We start from the raw sequence: 16,135 nt of genomic DNA on the forward strand, positions 1-16,135 counted from the left end.
ACAGGAGTGGCGGGATGCCGCTCTATATGGGCCAATTCGCGCGGAATTGCAGCTACCGAGCGCAAATTTAGCGGTGACGCTCCGTCAAACGGGGAATTGGGGCACGCTTATGCCGACGAGTATGCCGGAAAAGGGGACCGCGGCCGGCAGCCCGATCAGCATGCCACCGCAAAGGCCGCTGATGTAGGCCGTCATTGCTTCGTCCCTTCGCGGCAAAAGATCTCGTAGAGCGCGATCACCAACCGCGCGGCTTTATCCTCCGCCAGCCGGTAGAAAATCTGCTTTGCATCGCGCCGCGTCGCGACGATGCCGGACTCTCGCAACACTGTCAGTTGTTGCGACAGGGTTGGCTGATGTATGCCCAGCATCTCTTCCAGTTTGCCGACGGAATGCTCGCCCTCGACAAGCGTGCAGATGATCATCAGCCTATTCTGGTTCGCGAGCGTCTTGAGCAGCGCCGCGGCGTCGCCCGCCCGCTCGCTCATGTCGGGACGGACGTTTCGAAATTTCGTTACCGTTCCCATGTTCGCCTCCTTTCAGTTCCACGCCGCTCCCTTGAGCGCGTTAAGCGGAAACTTCAGATAGCGCGCGCCATTTTCTTCGGGCTCCGGCAGGCGCCCGCCGCGAATGTTGACCTGCAGCGCATGAAGGATCAGCTTCGGCATCGGCAGTGTCTTGTCGCGCGCCTGACGCAGCTCAACGAACTGTTCCTCGGTCACGCCTGCCAGATGCGCGTTGCAACGCTTCTGCTCGCCGACTGTGCTTTCCCAACACGGTGCGCGGCCGTTCGGCTGGTAGTCATGGCCGGTAAAGACCCGCGTTTCATCCGGCAGGGCGAGAATCGCGCTGATCGAATGCCAGAGCTGACGCGCGTCGCCGCCGGGGAAATCCGCCCGCGCCGTGCCGCTGTCCGGCATGAAGATCGTATCATGCACGAAGGCGGCATCGCCGACGACATAGGTGACCGAAGCGAGCGTATGGCCGGGCGAATAAATAACACTCCCCTCGATCGAGCCAACCGAAAAGTGCTCGCCGTCAACGAAGAGATGGTCCCATTGCGATCCATCCGTCGCAAACTCAGGCCAGTTGTAGATCCCTTTCCAGAGCTTCTGGACGCGTACCACCTCGGATCCGATGCCGGTAGACGCGCTCGTCCTTTCCTTCAGATAGGCGGCGGCCGAAAAATGATCGGCATGGGGATGAGTATCGAGGATCCATTCGACCGTCAGGCCGTTCTCCGCAATGTAGTCAAGGATGCGATCGGCCTGCAGGGTCGCTGTCGCACCCGACTTTTCGTCGAAATCGAGGACCGGATCAATGATCGCGCAGCGCTTCGTCTGCGGGTCCGAGACGACATATTGGACGCTTCCCGTGCGCGCCTCGTAGAAGCCTTTGACATCTGGTCTTGCAGTTGCTGCTGCAGGCATCGTTGCCTCCATCCGAGCTCATCATTATATATTTACGTATATTATATACTATTAACTTCAACAAGCAGGTTCGAAGCAGGCGATTTGACCCCCGCGTTTCATGGTGGAATTATCGCACAGCTTTTGTCACACGTGCGATGCCTCTTACGCTGCAATGCCGCGCGAAGTTGTATTACGGAGACGTCGTCACATCTGAACGGCGCGCGCCGCTGCAGCAAGCAAGAAGTGTCTAGCCGCGTCCCGCCTAGCCAAGAAGGCTGTAGAAGAAGCGGATGGCGATGAGCACCATGAAGATGCCGAATCCCGCCTCGAGCTGTCGCCTGCCCATGGCGTGGGCAAGCCGCACGCCGAGCGGCGCGACAAGCAAGGTTATCGGGATGATCAGCGCGACCGCAATCCAGTTGATGAAGCCGGTAGACAGTGGCGGAAGGCCCGGCGCGCCCCACCCCGCCCAGACATAGCCGAAGAGGCCGGGAATCGAGATCAGCACGCCAACGCCGGCGGAGGTGGCGACGGCCTGATGAATTGGCCGGTTGTGCAGCGTCATGAAGGTGTTGTTAAGCACGCCGCCACCGATCCCCATGAGACCGGAAAGAATGCCGATCCCGACGCCGACCAGCCATTTGATCGGGTTCTTCGGCAGGTCTGTACCGATGAGCCAGCTCGCGCGATTGAAGATCATCCGGAAGGCCAAGGCGAGTGCGATTACCGCGAAGATCAGACGCAACGTCTCGCTGCCGACATGGGCCGCGATCACAGAGGCGAGGATCGCGCCGAGCGGTACCGCCACGATCCAGTTACGCAGCAGGTCGATATCGACCACCCCGCGCCGGTAGTGCGATAGGAACGACCGAACCGAGGTCGGAACAATGATCGCGAGCGACGTGCCGACGGAAAGATGCATCCTGACCGCGTCATCGATTCCGAGCAGGCCGAACACCTGATAAAAGACCGGCACGAGGATCGCCCCGCCACCGATGCCGAAGAGGCCGGCGAGCACGCCGGCAACGACGCCGGCCGCCGCCAACGCCAGAGCAAACATCATCAGTTCCGAGACAGGCGGCATGAAGAAACTCGATTTTGCTGGAATCCGGCAAAGAAGAATCCGGATCAGGGCTGCTTGCCCATCACTGTCATGAAACGGTGATGCTTTTCAATCACTTTCACCCGGCGTGGAGCGCCCTCGCTTCTCGTGATTTGCACTCCGGAGCCTCCCCCTATTCTCCGGTGTTTGGCCGGCTTTCCCCGCCGGCCTCTTTTTTGCCTGCCGTCCTCGCAATTCCAGGAAAATCGTGTAGCGGACTTCTGTCCAGAATTGCGTAAGTTCAGTCGCAGTGGCGATAGCCGGACTTGCGTGTTCTGAGGTCGAAGTGGAAGTGGTCCTTGTGGAACGGATCGCTCCCGGGGCCGAGCACGGTGTTGAAATACTTGCAGCTGTCGGTGCGGACGGCCTTCAGCAGGCCACGTTCGCGGAAGGCGAAGAAGCCCTTCCTGCGCACATCGATCTCCTTGCCGTTCTTCAGGACGAATTTACCGACATCGATGGCATTGCCGTGCGCATGTTCGGACATCGGGTTGCCGCGGCGCGAATTCATCGTGCGGCAGGAATAGCCGCCGAGCGGCTTGATCGTCTTGACGCCGGACCAGTAGCGATAGCGCGATGACGGAGCGAGCTCGTATTTGACCCACTTTGCGAAGGCTTCGGTCACCTGGCAATTCAGCTTTACGGCGGGCTTGACAGCGATGCCGCCGGAAAGGCCGCTAAGCTCGATCGGATAGTCGATGCCGCAGGACGGTCCGTTGCTGATGCGCGGGATATCGCGGAAGACAACACCGAGCTTTTTCAGGCGCTGGCGGCAGGCGATTTCCGGACGAGGCATCTCGCCGGTAAACTCCGGCGCGGACATCGGATTGCGCACGCGTGGCAGGAAGGCGACCTGCTGTGATTCCTGCGTGCGCTGAACGGTCCTTTGCCGCTCGATGTAACGCGGCTTTTTCTCCTCCTCCGCAGAGATCTGCTCCGGCGTCAGCGGCGGCAGGTCAGGGTCGTAGCCGAGGTTCGCGTCGGATGCGGGCGCTGGCCCCGGAGATCCGCCGAGTTGATGCACGTTGTCATCGCCGATGCCGGCGACCACCGGCTGACTGGCGTTGCCCTCGGCAATCTCGTTGCTCTGTTCTTCGGCCAGCCCGACGACCGGCTGGACCCCAAGCATGGCGTCCATATTGACCCCTTCGGGGGGTATTGCCATCGGAGCGGCGCTTGCCGTCTGCGTAGCCGGCAGCGGCTCGCTGTCGATCATCGGTAGATCGCGGTCCCCCCGTGGGCCGGGATTGGCGGTCACGACACTTCCGGTGGAGGCCGCAACCGGTTCGCCTGAAGGATAAGCCGCCGCCATCTCCTGCCGCGAGCGGGTGTCGGCCCGCACCGGCTCTATGACGCTGACACGAGCGCCGCCGTCGACTCTGGCCGAGGGCGCGAGCACGTCGGTCGTGCAGGCAACCAGGGAAGCGGACAGCACCATCGCGGTCAAGGGCCGATGGAGAAGAGAAACACACGCCATACTCACTGCCGCCTTCATCCACGACAAAGCCGAAGCTTGCCGATGCGCCGCCGTCCCTAAGACCGTCGCTGCCGCCTGTGTCGTCACGCGGGCGCGCGGGCGGAAAAATCGGATCTCGGGTGGACTTTATGCAGGCATGGTAAATGAAGGCTTTCCGGCGGAACCCCATATCCGGCGGCAACCGCCGTTAACCGATATAAAAAGGCCCGCATCCATTCGAGCGCGGGCCCGAAATTCTGGGTCAACGTCCTTGCCGCGATGTCAGCGGCATTCGCCGCCGTGAACAATTCTGGACCCGTCGGCACGTGCCTCACAGGCATTCGGAAAGGTGCGCATCCGCCCGGCACGCACGCCGCAGACCGGGGCGAATTCCCGCGTGCAGAATTGCTGCGGCGGACGGACGCTGCCGGCCCGGCATTCACCCGGCGCGATTACCTGAAATCCTTCCGCACGCGCCGTGCAGGCATTCGGGAAGGTCTGCCTCCGTGCACCGCGCTGGCCGCAGACGGGCGCGAATTCACGCGTGCAGGCCTGCTGCAGCGGCGGGCGACTGGTGGGGCGGCACTCACCGCGGTGCACAACCCGGAAGCCATCAGCCCGCGCCAGGCAGGCATTCGAGAAAGTCCGCAGGCGGTTGCCGCGCTCGCCGCAAACCGGCGCGAACTCCATCGTGCACATTGGCGGGCCGGGGCGGATGGGCCCGGGGCGCGGCTCATCGACGACAACCGTGCAGGCCGAGAGGACGCCGATCGCCATGAGGATGACAGCTGGCGGTCGCGAGATGAAAAGCTTGAGAAGCGGCACGGGCAGAGTCCTCCGGAATGGCTGCATGATTTTCCGATTTAAGGAATCATGCAGTGGCCCAGCGATCGGCCTGCCTGGCCAATCCCTCCAGCCGCGCCATCTCACCTTGCCCGCGGCATTACGTCAAGTGCTGCGTGTCGCGCGCCTTCGCATGCAACTGGCGATACATATATAAAAAAAAGGCCCGCGTTATTTGAACGCGGGCCAGTCATTGCAAGGAGCCTTTTTCTCCGTCAGGCCGCCCTGTCATAGATCGCCTGGCGGTTGCTTTCCTGCAGGCGGAACTTCTCGAGCAGCGCTTTCAATTCGCGGCTCTCCTGTGCGAGCGTCTGGCTTGCGGCGGTGGTTTCCTCCACCATCGCGGCATTCTGCTGGGTCATCTGATCCATGCTGTTGACGGCTGTGTTGACCTCCTGAAGACCCGTCGCCTGCTCGCGGGCGGCCGTCGCGATCGAGGCCACCTGCTCGTTCACGCGATTGACCAGGGTTTCGATCTCCATCAGAGCGTCACCGGTGGAGCGCACCAGTTCGACCCCGGCGCCGACCTCCTTGACCGAGGCGCCGATCAGATCCTTGATCTCCTTTGCCGCACCGGCCGAGCGCTGGGCAAGCTCGCGCACTTCCTGGGCGACGACGGCAAAGCCGCGGCCCGCCTCGCCTGCCCGCGCCGCCTCGACGCCGGCATTGAGCGCAAGCAGGTTGGTCTGGAAGGCGATTTCGTCGATGACGCCGATGATCTGGCTGATCCGGCTGGAGGACGCTTCGATCCGCCCCATGGCGTCGATCGCATTGCGAACGATGCCGCCGGATTTCGCCGCGCTCGCCTTCGTCTCATTGACCATGTCGCGCGCCTCGTGGGCACGGTCGGAGGCATGGCGAACGGTCGAGGTGATCTGATCGAGCGCTGCCGCGGTCTCTTCGAGGGCGGCCGCCTGCTGCTCCGTCCGGCGGGACAGATTATGGGCGGCCTCGGAAATATCCCCGGCGCTGCCGTGGACGACGTCGGTCGACTGCGAGATGGCGCCGATGACGTCGCGAAGTGCCGCGACGGCCGTGTTGAAGTCCTGCCGCAGCTTGGCATATTCGGGAGCGATCTGCTCGACCTCGGCGGTCAGGTCGCCGCTCGCCAGACGCTCCAGCGCCGCGCCGATCGTATCCATGGCGTCCGCCTGCGCCTCGGCGGTCGCACGCTGCCGCTCCTCGTTGCTGTGCCGTTCGGCATTCAGCCTACCCTGCTGTTCCTCCTCGCGCGAGCGCAGTTCGAGCCGCTCCCTGACCGAATCGCGAAGTACAACCAAGACCTTAGCCATCTCGCCGATCTCGTCGCCGCGATCGGTTTCCGGCACTTCGGAGGAAAGATCCTCGTCGGCGATCGCACGCATCGAGACTTTCAGCTTCTCGACCGGGCGCACGACACTGCGCACGATCGCCAGCGCCGCCGTCAGGATCGCCAGCGCGGCTGCAGCGAGGATGCCTGCCATCTGCCAGGCGCGCTCACGGAACATCGTCGCGAGATCGTCGGCATAGACGCCGGTGCCGACCACCCAACCCCAGGGCTCGAAGCCGGCGACATGAGAATATTTCAGCGCCGGCTCTTCGGCGCCGGGCTTTGGCCAGTAGTAGTCGACGAAACCCTTGCCTTGCGCCTGCACCGTCTTGACGAATTCGACGAAGAGATGCTTGCCGTTCGGGTCCTTGTTGGCGGTCAGGTCCGTGCCGTCGAGCTCGGGCTTGATCGGGTGCATGACCATGGTCGGGTGCATGTCGTTGACCCAGAAATAGCCGCTGTCCTGATAGCGCATCGCTTTAACGGCTTCGAGCGCACGCTTCTGCGCCTCCTCGCGCGAAAGCGTTCCAGCCGTCTCCTGCTTGTAGTAGGCCTCGAATACCGTAACGGCGTTCTCGTTCATCGCCGCAAGCATGGCCTTGCGTTCCGCGACCAGCTTGTCCTGCGCCTGAACCAGGCTAAACGTCAATGCCGCCGCCATAGTCAGCAGCGCAAACCCCACCAGCGCGTAGAGACGCGTCGAAATCCGAAATTTTCTCATCCCCAGCCTCCACTTTGAGGCTGCAGAATAGGAGCAGGTCTTTGCAAAGCTCCTAACAACGGATGACTATATTTTGCGGCACTCAATTAACGATTTGAATATCACTGAATGCGTTCCGAGCACTCCCGCCGGAGACGGAATCGTCGGCAGGTACTGTTTCCTTGCCGACCGACCATGCGGTAGATCTTGTTCGACAACAGGGAGACAGGCTGATGACCCAAGCGATGAAGCCGAACGGCGAGCTTACCTTGCGCACACTCGCCATGCCTGGCGACGCGAATGCCGCCGGCGATATCTTCGGCGGCTGGGTCATGGCGCAGATGGACCTTTCCTGCGGCATTCGCGCCGCTGAACGTGCCAGGGGCCGTGTGGTGACAGCCGCGGTCAAGGAAATGGCCTTCGCCCTGCCGGTGAAGATCGGCGACACGCTTTGCATCTATACCGATATCGTCAAGGTCGGGCGTACCTCGATGACATTGAAGGTGGAGGCTTGGGCACAGCGCTACCTCTCCCACGTCATGGAAAAGGTCACCGACGCCATCTTCGTGATGGTGGCGCTCGATTCAACCGGCAAGCCGACGCCGGTACCGGAAGAATAGGCAGGCAGATGGACGCGCCCGCGCCCGATCCGGCGATCTTCTCCCATATTCGCATCGTCATGGGCATGATTATCAGCCTCAGCCTGGCGCGGCTCTTGAGCGGCGTAGCGCTTTTCGTCCAGCATCCCGGCAAGACCAAGGTCTATTGGATCCATCTTGGCTGGGTGCTGTTCATGTTCGTGTTCCTGCTGCATTTCTGGTGGTGGGAATACTACCTGCACTCGCTCGCAGTGATCGATTTCAGCGTCTACCTGTTCGTCATTCTTTACGCCTGCATCTACTTCTTTCTCTGCGTGCTGCTCTTTCCGACCTCGCTGGATGAATATGCCGGCTACGAGGAATATTTCCTGTCGCGCCGGGCGTGGTTCTTCGGATTCCTCGCGGTCGCGTTTGCGGTCGACCTCCTCGATACAGCGCTCAAGGGCAAAGCCCATTTCGAAAGCTACGGCCTCGAATATCCGCTGCGCAATGCGACCTACATCATCCTGTGCGTCGTCGCGGCCTGGACGCCGAACAGGAGTTTTCATGCCACCTTCCTCGTCAGCGGCCTGCTCTACCAACTGATCTGGATCTATCGCGCCTTCGACCTGCTTAGTTGATGCAGCCGAAAACCCGCGTCGCACTCTGCGAAAAACGCCGGAACTAGCTAGCCTGCATCGACCGTTCGGGCGAGCGGATGGAGCCGTCTCACCCCTTGAAGATGAACGACGCGCCGGCGGCGATCAGCGCGAAGCCGACGACATGGTGCCAGCCGATCGACTCCTTCAGCCAGAAGACCGAGAAGATGACGAAGATGGTGAGCGTGATCACCTCCTGCATCGTCTTCAGCTGCGCTGCCGAATAGACCGAGTGGCCGATGCGGTTGGCGGGAACGGCAAGCCAGTATTCGAAGAAGGCAATGCCCCAGCTTGCGACGATGACGATATAGAGCGGTGAGGATGTAAACTTCAGGTGGCCATACCAAGCAAAGGTCATGAAGACATTGGAGACAAGCAGAAGCAGGACCGGCCAGACATAGGCGGGATTGATGGCGAACGGCATAAAGACCTCGGGAGAGCGCAAATCGTGGCCGAGATTTGGCCGATGACGACGGCCGTTGCAAGCGAAATCATCCGTTTCGACGGGTGTGCCGATCGCGCCACGAGGCTGCAATCGGCGCTCGCGGAGGCCCGCGTCGGGATGGCGTGCGCCGACAGAAAATCCCGCATCCGTTTCCCTTTTGTACTCATTCCCCCTTCACATTCGGCCTGACTCTGTCCATATTCCGGCCATGGCCCAAAATCCGAAGAACTCCCCGAAGAAATCGTCAACACCGAGCGGTTTCGAAGAAGCCCCGCAGGCGCCGCTTTCCGGCACGCCGCTGTCCGGCAATGTCTCCGACTGGGTGAAGCAGCTCGAGGCGGAGGCGGAGGCAAGCGCTTTCGAGAGCCAGCGCGAGATCGCCTCCAAGGCGGGCAAGCATCGCAAGAAGGTGGAGATTGCTGCTTCGAAATCTGCCGCCAAGGAAAAGTCGTCCGACACAGCACGCGGTGGCAGGGGGAAGCCGGAGATCGTCGGCGGAAAGACCGCCCGCGGCACTTCGATGGGCGGCAGCCATGACCCGAAGACGCGCGCCGCCGCGGGGCTCAATCCGGTGGCCGGCCTCGATGTCGCGCTTGAGGATGCCGACAAGCTGACGGCCGGTTCGGGCGTCACCGCCACGGTCGAGGCGCTCGCCAAGCTGATCGAGAGCGGCAATCCGCTGTTCAAGGATGGCAAGCTCTGGACGCCGCACCGCCCTTCCCGGCCGGAGAAATCGGAAGGCGGCATTTCGCTCAAGATGGTGACGGACTACCAGCCCTCCGGCGACCAGCCGACGGCGATCGCCGATCTCGTGGACGGGCTTGCGACGGGCGAGCGCAACCAGGTGCTGCTCGGCGTCACCGGTTCGGGCAAGACCTTCACCATGGCCAAGGTGATCGAGGCGACGCAGCGCCCGGCCGTCATCCTCGCGCCGAACAAGACGCTCGCCGCCCAGCTCTATTCCGAGTTCAAGAACTTCTTCCCGGACAACGCGGTCGAGTATTTCGTCTCCTACTACGACTACTACCAGCCGGAAGCCTATGTGCCGCGCTCGGACACCTATATCGAGAAGGAATCCTCGATCAACGAGCAGATCGACCGCATGCGCCACTCGGCGACGCGCTCGCTCTTGGAGCGCGACGACGTCGTCATCGTCGCCTCGGTCTCCTGCATCTACGGTATCGGCTCGGTCGAGACCTATACGGCGATGACATTCCAGATGAATGTCGGCGACCGGCTCGACCAGCGGCAATTGCTGGCCGACCTCGTGGCGCAGCAATACAAGCGCCGCGACATGGATTTCCAGCGCGGCTCCTTCCGCGTGCGTGGCGACACGATCGAGATCTTCCCCGCCCACCTGGAAGATGCCGCCTGGCGCATCTCCATGTTCGGCGACGAGATCGATGCGATCACCGAGTTCGATCCGCTGACCGGTCAGAAAACTGGCGACCTGAAGTCGGTGAAGATCTACGCCAACTCGCACTATGTGACGCCGCGACCGACGCTGAACGCCGCCATCAAGGCGATCAAGGACGAATTGGTCTTTCGGCTTGAAGAACTGGAAAAAGCGGGCCGCCTGCTCGAAGCGCAGCGGCTGGAGCAGCGCACCCGCTACGACCTGGAAATGCTCGAAGCCACCGGCTCCTGCCAAGGCATCGAGAACTATTCGCGCTACCTGACCGGCCGCAAGCCTGGCGAGCCGCCGCCGACGCTGTTCGAATATATTCCCGATAACGCACTGATCTTCATCGACGAGAGCCACGTCACCATTCCGCAGATCGGCGGCATGTATCGCGGCGACTTCCGCCGCAAGGCGACGCTCGCCGAATACGGCTTCCGCCTGCCCTCCTGCATGGACAACCGACCTTTGCGTTTCGAGGAATGGGACGCCATGCGCCCGGACACGATCGCCGTTTCGGCGACGCCAGGTGGCTGGGAACTGGAACAGTCCGGCGGCGTCTTCGCCGAACAGGTGATCCGCCCGACCGGCCTCATCGACCCGCCGGTCGAAGTGCGCTCGGCCAAGACGCAGGTCGACGACGTGCTCGGAGAAATCCGCGAGACGGCCGCCGCCGGCTACCGCACGCTCGTCACCGTGCTCACCAAGCGCATGGCCGAAGACCTCACCGAATACCTGCACGAGCAGGGCGTGCGGGTGCGCTACATGCACTCCGACATCGACACGCTGGAGCGCATCGAGATCATCCGCGATCTGCGCCTCGGCGCCTTCGACGTGCTGGTCGGCATCAACCTTCTGCGCGAGGGCCTCGACATTCCCGAATGCGGCTTCGTCGCCATCCTCGACGCCGACAAGGAAGGTTTCCTGCGCTCGGAAACCTCGCTGATCCAGACGATCGGCCGCGCCGCCCGCAACGTCGACGGCAAGGTCATCCTCTATGCCGATACGATCACCGGCTCCATGCAGCGCGCGATGGAGGAAACCGCCCGCCGCCGCGAGAAGCAGATGGCCTACAACCTCGAAAACGGCATCACGCCGGAATCGGTGAAGGCCAAGATCTCCGACATCCTCGATTCGGTCTACGAACGCGACCACGTCCGCGCCGACATTTCCGGCGTTTCCGGCAAGGGTTTTGCCGACGGCGGCCACCTCGTCGGCAACAATCTACAGGCGCATCTCAACGCGCTCGAAAAACAGATGCGCGACGCCGCCGCCGACCTCGACTTCGAAACCGCCGCCCGACTCCGCGACGAAATCAAACGCCTCAAGGCCGCCGAACTCGCCGCACTGGATGATCCGCTGGCACGGGAAGAGGCAAGGTCGCAGGAAAGCAGCAAGCGGGGCAGCAAGGGCACGGCATACGCAACCGACTCCCTCCCCCCTGTGGGGAGGGTTGGGGAGGGGAAAAACCACGAAACCCCTCCCGACCCTTCGGGCCACCCTCTCCACAAGAGGGAGGGAAAATCCCTCTTCGCCAAACCCTCGCTCGACGACATGGGCCCGGGCACCGACACAGAACGCCCCCTCTTCCGCAAGCCCGACCTCGACGAAATGGGCCGCGACGTGGCCGTCCCCGCCGGCAAGGGGCAATCGCTGTTCCGCAAGAACACCCTCGACGAAATGACCGTCGGACGGACGGAAAAGCCGGTGACGGGGAAGGTGCCGGAGAAGCCGCTGGTCCGGGCGAAGCCGGGCGTTGGGTCTTATGAGGACCCGGCGGAGGAGAAGCGACGCAAGGGGCGAACGAAGGGGAAACCGGGGCGGCCGGGGCGATAGCCGTTCCTGCACCACGGGTATCAGAGACCGACACGGTAAGCGCCACCACAGGTTGATGGCAAGCGGACCCAAGCAGCCGCATTTCATCCTGCGGCTGTAATAGTCAATTTCCGCGAAGTGTTGGTGGCAGTAGTGGCGACCGAGAACGGCATTTCGAACCTCCCCAGAATCTTCATTACTCTAGAACGGTTTCCACCTATCAAGCGCCCGCCGATGATTCATCTTTCAACGGTCGGTTGGCAAAGTTGCCTCGCTGGCCGCCGCGTGTGAAACCCCTTAATTTTTATGGAACTTTCCTCCCTATTACCGATTTGGTCATTGCCAAATTTAAGGTCTTGCTAATTTAGGGAGAAAAAAGACATGAAAACCCTACATGTACTTCTTACGGGCACCAGCCTGGCTCTTATGTCGGTCGGCTTTTTTGCATCGACAACGGTTCCCGCGCGCGCCCAAGGCGCCGAACGGCCGATACTCACGGCTGATCAGTGCAGTCCACTTACAGAGGACAATTATCAGCTTTGCTGCATGGCGCGGAACCGCAACATGATCCTCACCGCAGAACAAATCGCGCAATGTCCACCGTTGTCTACAGCTGCGATCACGACTGCCAACCCCTTCGGAACGACTGGTAATACCTTCCCCAATGGCGGTGGCTTGAGTGGCGGTGGTAGCGTCGGTGGTGGCGCCGGCGGTAGCGTCGGTGGTGGCATCGGTGGTGGCATCGGTGGTGGTGGCAGCGCCGGCGGCGGCGGTGGTGTCAGCGTCGGCGGCGATGGCGGCGGTAGTGCCGGCGGCGATGTTGGCGGTGGCGTCAGCGAGGACGGCGACCACGGTGCCGGCCGCGACGTCGGCGGCGTCAGCGATGAAGGCGACCACGGCGCCGGCAGTGATGTCGGTAGCGCGTCCGCTTCAGCCGATGTATCCGCTTCAGTTGGTGCATCCGCGTCGGACAGCGCATCCGCAACGGACGGCGACTGATCACCAAGCGCAGTCTCGCCGGCTCATTGCGGCCGGCGAGACTTTCAATTCGTCCTGACGATGGCGCAGCCCATTGGACCAAGCCTCGATATTGAGGAAGAGGTCAAATAGCGCTCGATGTGCTGCCGCAGCCGGCGCCTGACGGACGCGGTTGCTGCGGGCGGCGTTGGCCGCAATGGTCGCCGCAAACTCGTCCTGGCGAGCTTCGCAGTGGAAATGGTGTCGCGCGACAGGAACAGTGAGGCTGCCTGAATTCACTTCGGCCGTGCAGAGCGCTGATTTCGCAGCGTCGCATGATACCGCCCTACTCCGCCGCGCGTGGCTTCACCTCCAATGCCTCCAGTTCATACGAATACCCTTCCAGCATCGTATACGCCTGCTCGATCGCATCGATCTGCGCTTCGGCATTCTTGATCGCCTCGGCGATCGACTGGCTGCGGGCGCGCAGCATCGAGCCGAGGACGTCGGTCTCCGGCCGCCGGCCGAGGCGGTCGAGGTGTTTGCGGACGCGGGAGCGGTGGCGCTCGAGTTCGAGGATGTGGAAACGGTTCTTGACGATATCGTCGGAGAGTTTTCGCCGCATCGCCGCGACCGGATCGAAGCTGCCGGGCTCGCGTTCGTCGAGGATGAAGTCGTTGACGAGCGCTTCGAGCATCATCAGGCCCTTGAGGTCCTTGGGATCGGCGAGCTGCGGATCGTAGCCGGTGTCGTCATAGACCTTGCGGCGCACCGGATCCTTGAGCAGGTCATAGGCCGCCTGTAGCTTGCCGAACTGCTCGGCGTCGCCGCCGCGGTCCGGATGCGCGGTCTTCACCGCGCGGCGGTAGGCGGTCCGGATCGCCCGCTCGTCGGCGTCGCGCTCAATTCCAAGGAGGACATAAGGATCGATCACGCCGGGCACCTGTTCTTCATCAATGCAATATTCCTCTCGGTCCAGACCTACCGGTTCGCCGCGCCGGCAGCAAGCCCATGGCGGTCGATCCGCGCTCGCCACGCTCAGCCGAGCGTCGGGACGAAAATGTGGTCAGAAAGAGGCAATCCACGAGATTTCGGCGATGCTGCGCGGCCGAGCGAAGTGCCGCAAAGGGCCGAAGGCAAGGCATCGCGCCTCACGCGGCCGCCTCCAGAAACTTTGCTTGCCTTTTTCCGCGAATACTGCCACTTCTAACATTGTTCGGGCGTTTTCAATCCCGGAGACTGGACTTTCGTTTGAGCCCGGCCATTCCGCCGGGACTGCCGCAAGCGGCATCGTTGACGTCTTTTCCCCGATATCGTGACCACTCGACGCCTTTCAGTGCCTAAAGCGCTGAAGACGACCCGTTCGCATCCCTTTTTTGGGGGCGTGAACACTACCTGCGGCAGCCGATGCGTGTTACTGAAGCGCTGGGTTGCGGCAAAAAGACAGACTGAAGGAAAAGGACTTCTTCCATGGCCACCAAGGGCACCGTAAAATTCTTCAACCAGGACAAGGGTTTTGGTTTCATCACGCCGGAAGGCGGCGCGAAGGACGTTTTCGTCCACATCTCCGCCGTTCAGGCCGCTGGCCTCGCAACCCTGAAGGACGGCCAGCAGGTCTCCTTCGACACCGAGCCGGACCGCATGGGCAAGGGCCCGAAGGCCGTCAACCTCCAGGCAATCTAAGCCGGACGTTTCGGTTGGAATTTAAAGAGCGGCGCTTCGCAAGAGGCGCCGTTTTTTTGTTGAGGCGCGCTCTTCGGCAAAGCCCCTCATCCGGCCTGCCGGCCACCTTCTCCCCGCAAGCGGGGCGAAGGAGACTCGCGGCGCCTTCTTAAGTCCCACTTGCGGAGAGAGAGAGGGCTACTGCATGTTTCCTTAGATCGTAGCCGGTTTAAGGATAAAAACATGCAGTAAGTCAAAGTGCTACAGCGTCCTTTGCGCGTCTGATAAGGCGCGCGGCATTGTAGGGTGAGGGGCAAGACGCGCAAACCGCACAGGCCTTGAACCGACGGTGTTTCGGCGCGGGCCTCGCTGTGAGTGACACTGGGTTCGTGTGGTTAGATTATTGCGACCATGGCGGGGCACATCTCCGATCTGGTCCGGGGGCCACCCCCCTTCTGCCCTGCCGGGCATCTCCCCCGCAAGGGGGAAGATCGGCTACAGCGCCGCGCGTCCAATCGCACGCGCAAAGGTCGCTGTAGCACCTTGATTTGCTGCATGATTCCTTAAATCGATTCCGATTTAAGGAATCATGCAGTAGAGGCACAGCCCTGCCCGATAGCATGCCCATGAACGCCGCTTCAACGGTGCCCTGCAGCGGAATTGGTGGACTGCGACATCGCCGCTTGTCGATCTCCCCCCTTGTGGGCGAGGTGCCCGGCAGGGCAGAGGGGGTATTGATACCCGCTCTAGAGTCGGTCAGCGTTAAGCTGAATCGAAACAGGATTCCCTTTTTGTTGGGATTGTGATTCAAGATCATTGCTGGTGAGGAGGCCAGCAATGATGGCGCGACCTCTTTCTCTTGATTTACGCCAGCGCGTCGCCGCCGCTTTGGCCGGAGGCATGACGGTGCGGGCGGCCGCCTTGCGCTTTGGGATATCGGCGGCGACGGCGGTGCGGATCGGCCAGCTCGACCGGTCCGGCCGCGGTTTGGCGCCGGCCAAGATGGGGGGCCATGTCAAACCCATGCTGCGGGGCGCGGCGGCCGATGAGGTTCACCGCCGACTGGCGGCCAAAACCGATTGGACGGTGCGGGCGCTTGCCGCCGATCTGAAGGCGGCCGGGATCGATGTCTCGCATGACACCGTTTGGCGGTTTCTGCGCCGCGAAGGCAAGACATTTAAAAAAAACGCTGATCGCCAGCGAGCAGGACAGGCCGAAGGTGGCGCGCTTCCGAAGCCGCTGGAAGACCCATCAACATCGACTTGATCCGCGCCGCCTGGTGTTCGTTGACGAAACCTGGGTCAAAACCAACATGACGCGCAGCCGCGGCTGGTGTCAGCGCGGCCAGCCGCTGATCGCCAGAATACCGCATGGCCATTGGAAGACGCTGACCTTCCTCGCCGGGCTGCGTCACGACCGCATCGTCGCACCCTTCGTGCTCGACGGCCCGATCAACGGCATTGCCTTCACCGCCTGGGTCGAGCAATGCCTGGCGCCAACCCTCAACCCCGGGGATATCGTCATCCTCGACAATCTCGGCAGCCACAAGGGCAAGCCGGCGCGCAGCGCCATCCGCGACGCCGGCGCCCATCTGTTCTTCCTGCCGCCCTACAGCCCCGACCTCAATCCGATCGAGATGATGTTCGCCAAACTCAAGACCCTGCTGCGCAAGGCCGACGAGCGTAGCGTCGAGGCGACATGGCGGCGCGTCGGCGAAGCTCTCAAGGCGTTCAGCCCGCACGAATGCGCCGCCTATCTCAGGCATGCAGGATACGTTTCAACGTAGGTCTGACAGACTCTA

14 protein-coding genes are annotated in these 16,135 nt (G+C 62.1%); 6 read left to right on the forward strand and 8 right to left on the reverse strand.

Features of this window, described 5'->3' with window-relative positions:
- Positions 1–191: 191 nt before the first annotated feature.
- The 6 genes from bigR to GHK62_RS20950 form a co-directional block, all read right to left on the reverse strand.
- On the reverse strand, positions 192–524 hold the full coding sequence (gene bigR / locus GHK62_RS20925) for a sulfite-sensing transcriptional repressor BigR (protein WP_153441032.1): 333 nt from the start codon (positions 522–524) through the stop codon (positions 192–194).
- A 12-nt stretch (positions 525–536) separates the two neighbouring features.
- On the reverse strand, positions 537–1,427 hold the full coding sequence (locus tag GHK62_RS20930; protein WP_153441033.1) for an MBL fold metallo-hydrolase: 891 nt from the start codon (positions 1,425–1,427) through the stop codon (positions 537–539).
- A gap of 244 nt (positions 1,428–1,671) precedes the next feature.
- Positions 1,672–2,493, reverse strand: a complete 822-nt coding sequence (locus GHK62_RS20935) for a sulfite exporter TauE/SafE family protein (protein ID WP_153441034.1) — start codon at positions 2,491–2,493, stop codon at positions 1,672–1,674.
- A gap of 259 nt (positions 2,494–2,752) precedes the next feature.
- Positions 2,753–3,988, reverse strand: a complete 1,236-nt coding sequence (locus GHK62_RS20940; RefSeq protein ID WP_153441035.1) for an extensin-like domain-containing protein — start codon at positions 3,986–3,988, stop codon at positions 2,753–2,755.
- Between the two features lie 261 nt (positions 3,989–4,249).
- The gene (locus GHK62_RS20945; protein WP_153441036.1) at positions 4,250–4,819 is read right to left on the reverse strand and encodes a Kazal-type serine protease inhibitor domain-containing protein; all 570 of its coding nucleotides are present in this window, start codon (positions 4,817–4,819) and stop codon (positions 4,250–4,252) included.
- Between the two features lie 206 nt (positions 4,820–5,025).
- Positions 5,026–6,840, reverse strand: a complete 1,815-nt coding sequence (locus tag GHK62_RS20950; protein ID WP_153441037.1) for a methyl-accepting chemotaxis protein — start codon at positions 6,838–6,840, stop codon at positions 5,026–5,028.
- Positions 6,841–7,052: 212 nt separating this feature from the next.
- Between GHK62_RS20950 and GHK62_RS20955 the strand changes: the two genes are divergently transcribed.
- On the forward strand, positions 7,053–7,439 hold the full coding sequence (locus GHK62_RS20955; RefSeq protein WP_153441038.1) for an acyl-CoA thioesterase: 387 nt from the start codon (positions 7,053–7,055) through the stop codon (positions 7,437–7,439).
- Between the two features lie 8 nt (positions 7,440–7,447).
- A complete protein-coding gene (locus GHK62_RS20960) occupies positions 7,448–8,038 on the forward strand; it encodes a hypothetical protein (protein WP_153441039.1) in 591 nt (196 codons plus the stop codon).
- Positions 8,039–8,126: 88 nt separating this feature from the next.
- Here GHK62_RS20960 and GHK62_RS20965 read toward each other — a convergent pair whose 3' ends face one another.
- A complete protein-coding gene (locus GHK62_RS20965; protein WP_153441040.1) occupies positions 8,127–8,480 on the reverse strand; it encodes a DMT family protein in 354 nt (117 codons plus the stop codon).
- 229 nt (positions 8,481–8,709) lie between these two features.
- Between GHK62_RS20965 and uvrB the strand changes: the two genes are divergently transcribed.
- Complete coding sequence (uvrB, locus tag GHK62_RS20970) at positions 8,710–11,736, forward strand: excinuclease ABC subunit UvrB (protein ID WP_153441041.1); 3,027 nt, start codon at positions 8,710–8,712, stop codon at positions 11,734–11,736.
- A gap of 360 nt (positions 11,737–12,096) precedes the next feature.
- Positions 12,097–12,714 carry a hypothetical protein gene (locus tag GHK62_RS20975; protein ID WP_184108760.1) on the forward strand — a complete coding sequence of 206 codons (618 nt, stop codon included), beginning with the start codon at positions 12,097–12,099 and terminating at the stop codon, positions 12,712–12,714.
- A 304-nt stretch (positions 12,715–13,018) separates the two neighbouring features.
- On the opposite strand, the gene GHK62_RS20980 is transcribed toward GHK62_RS20975, so the two are convergent.
- Complete coding sequence (locus GHK62_RS20980) at positions 13,019–13,606, reverse strand: J domain-containing protein (RefSeq protein WP_184108762.1); 588 nt, start codon at positions 13,604–13,606, stop codon at positions 13,019–13,021.
- A 536-nt stretch (positions 13,607–14,142) separates the two neighbouring features.
- Between GHK62_RS20980 and GHK62_RS20985 the strand changes: the two genes are divergently transcribed.
- Positions 14,143–14,355, forward strand: coding sequence for a cold-shock protein (locus GHK62_RS20985; RefSeq protein ID WP_069458369.1), 213 nt, complete (start codon positions 14,143–14,145; stop codon positions 14,353–14,355).
- A gap of 819 nt (positions 14,356–15,174) precedes the next feature.
- A protein-coding gene (locus tag GHK62_RS20990; RefSeq protein ID WP_167528167.1) for an IS630 family transposase occupies positions 15,175–16,120 on the forward strand; the annotation gives its coding sequence in 2 pieces (ribosomal slippage) (positions 15,175–15,513 and positions 15,515–16,120; 945 coding nt in all).
- Positions 16,121–16,135 lie beyond the last annotated feature (15 nt).

This window comes from Sinorhizobium terangae (genome assembly GCF_009601505.1).
Lineage (GTDB): Bacteria > Pseudomonadota > Alphaproteobacteria > Rhizobiales > Rhizobiaceae > Sinorhizobium > Sinorhizobium terangae.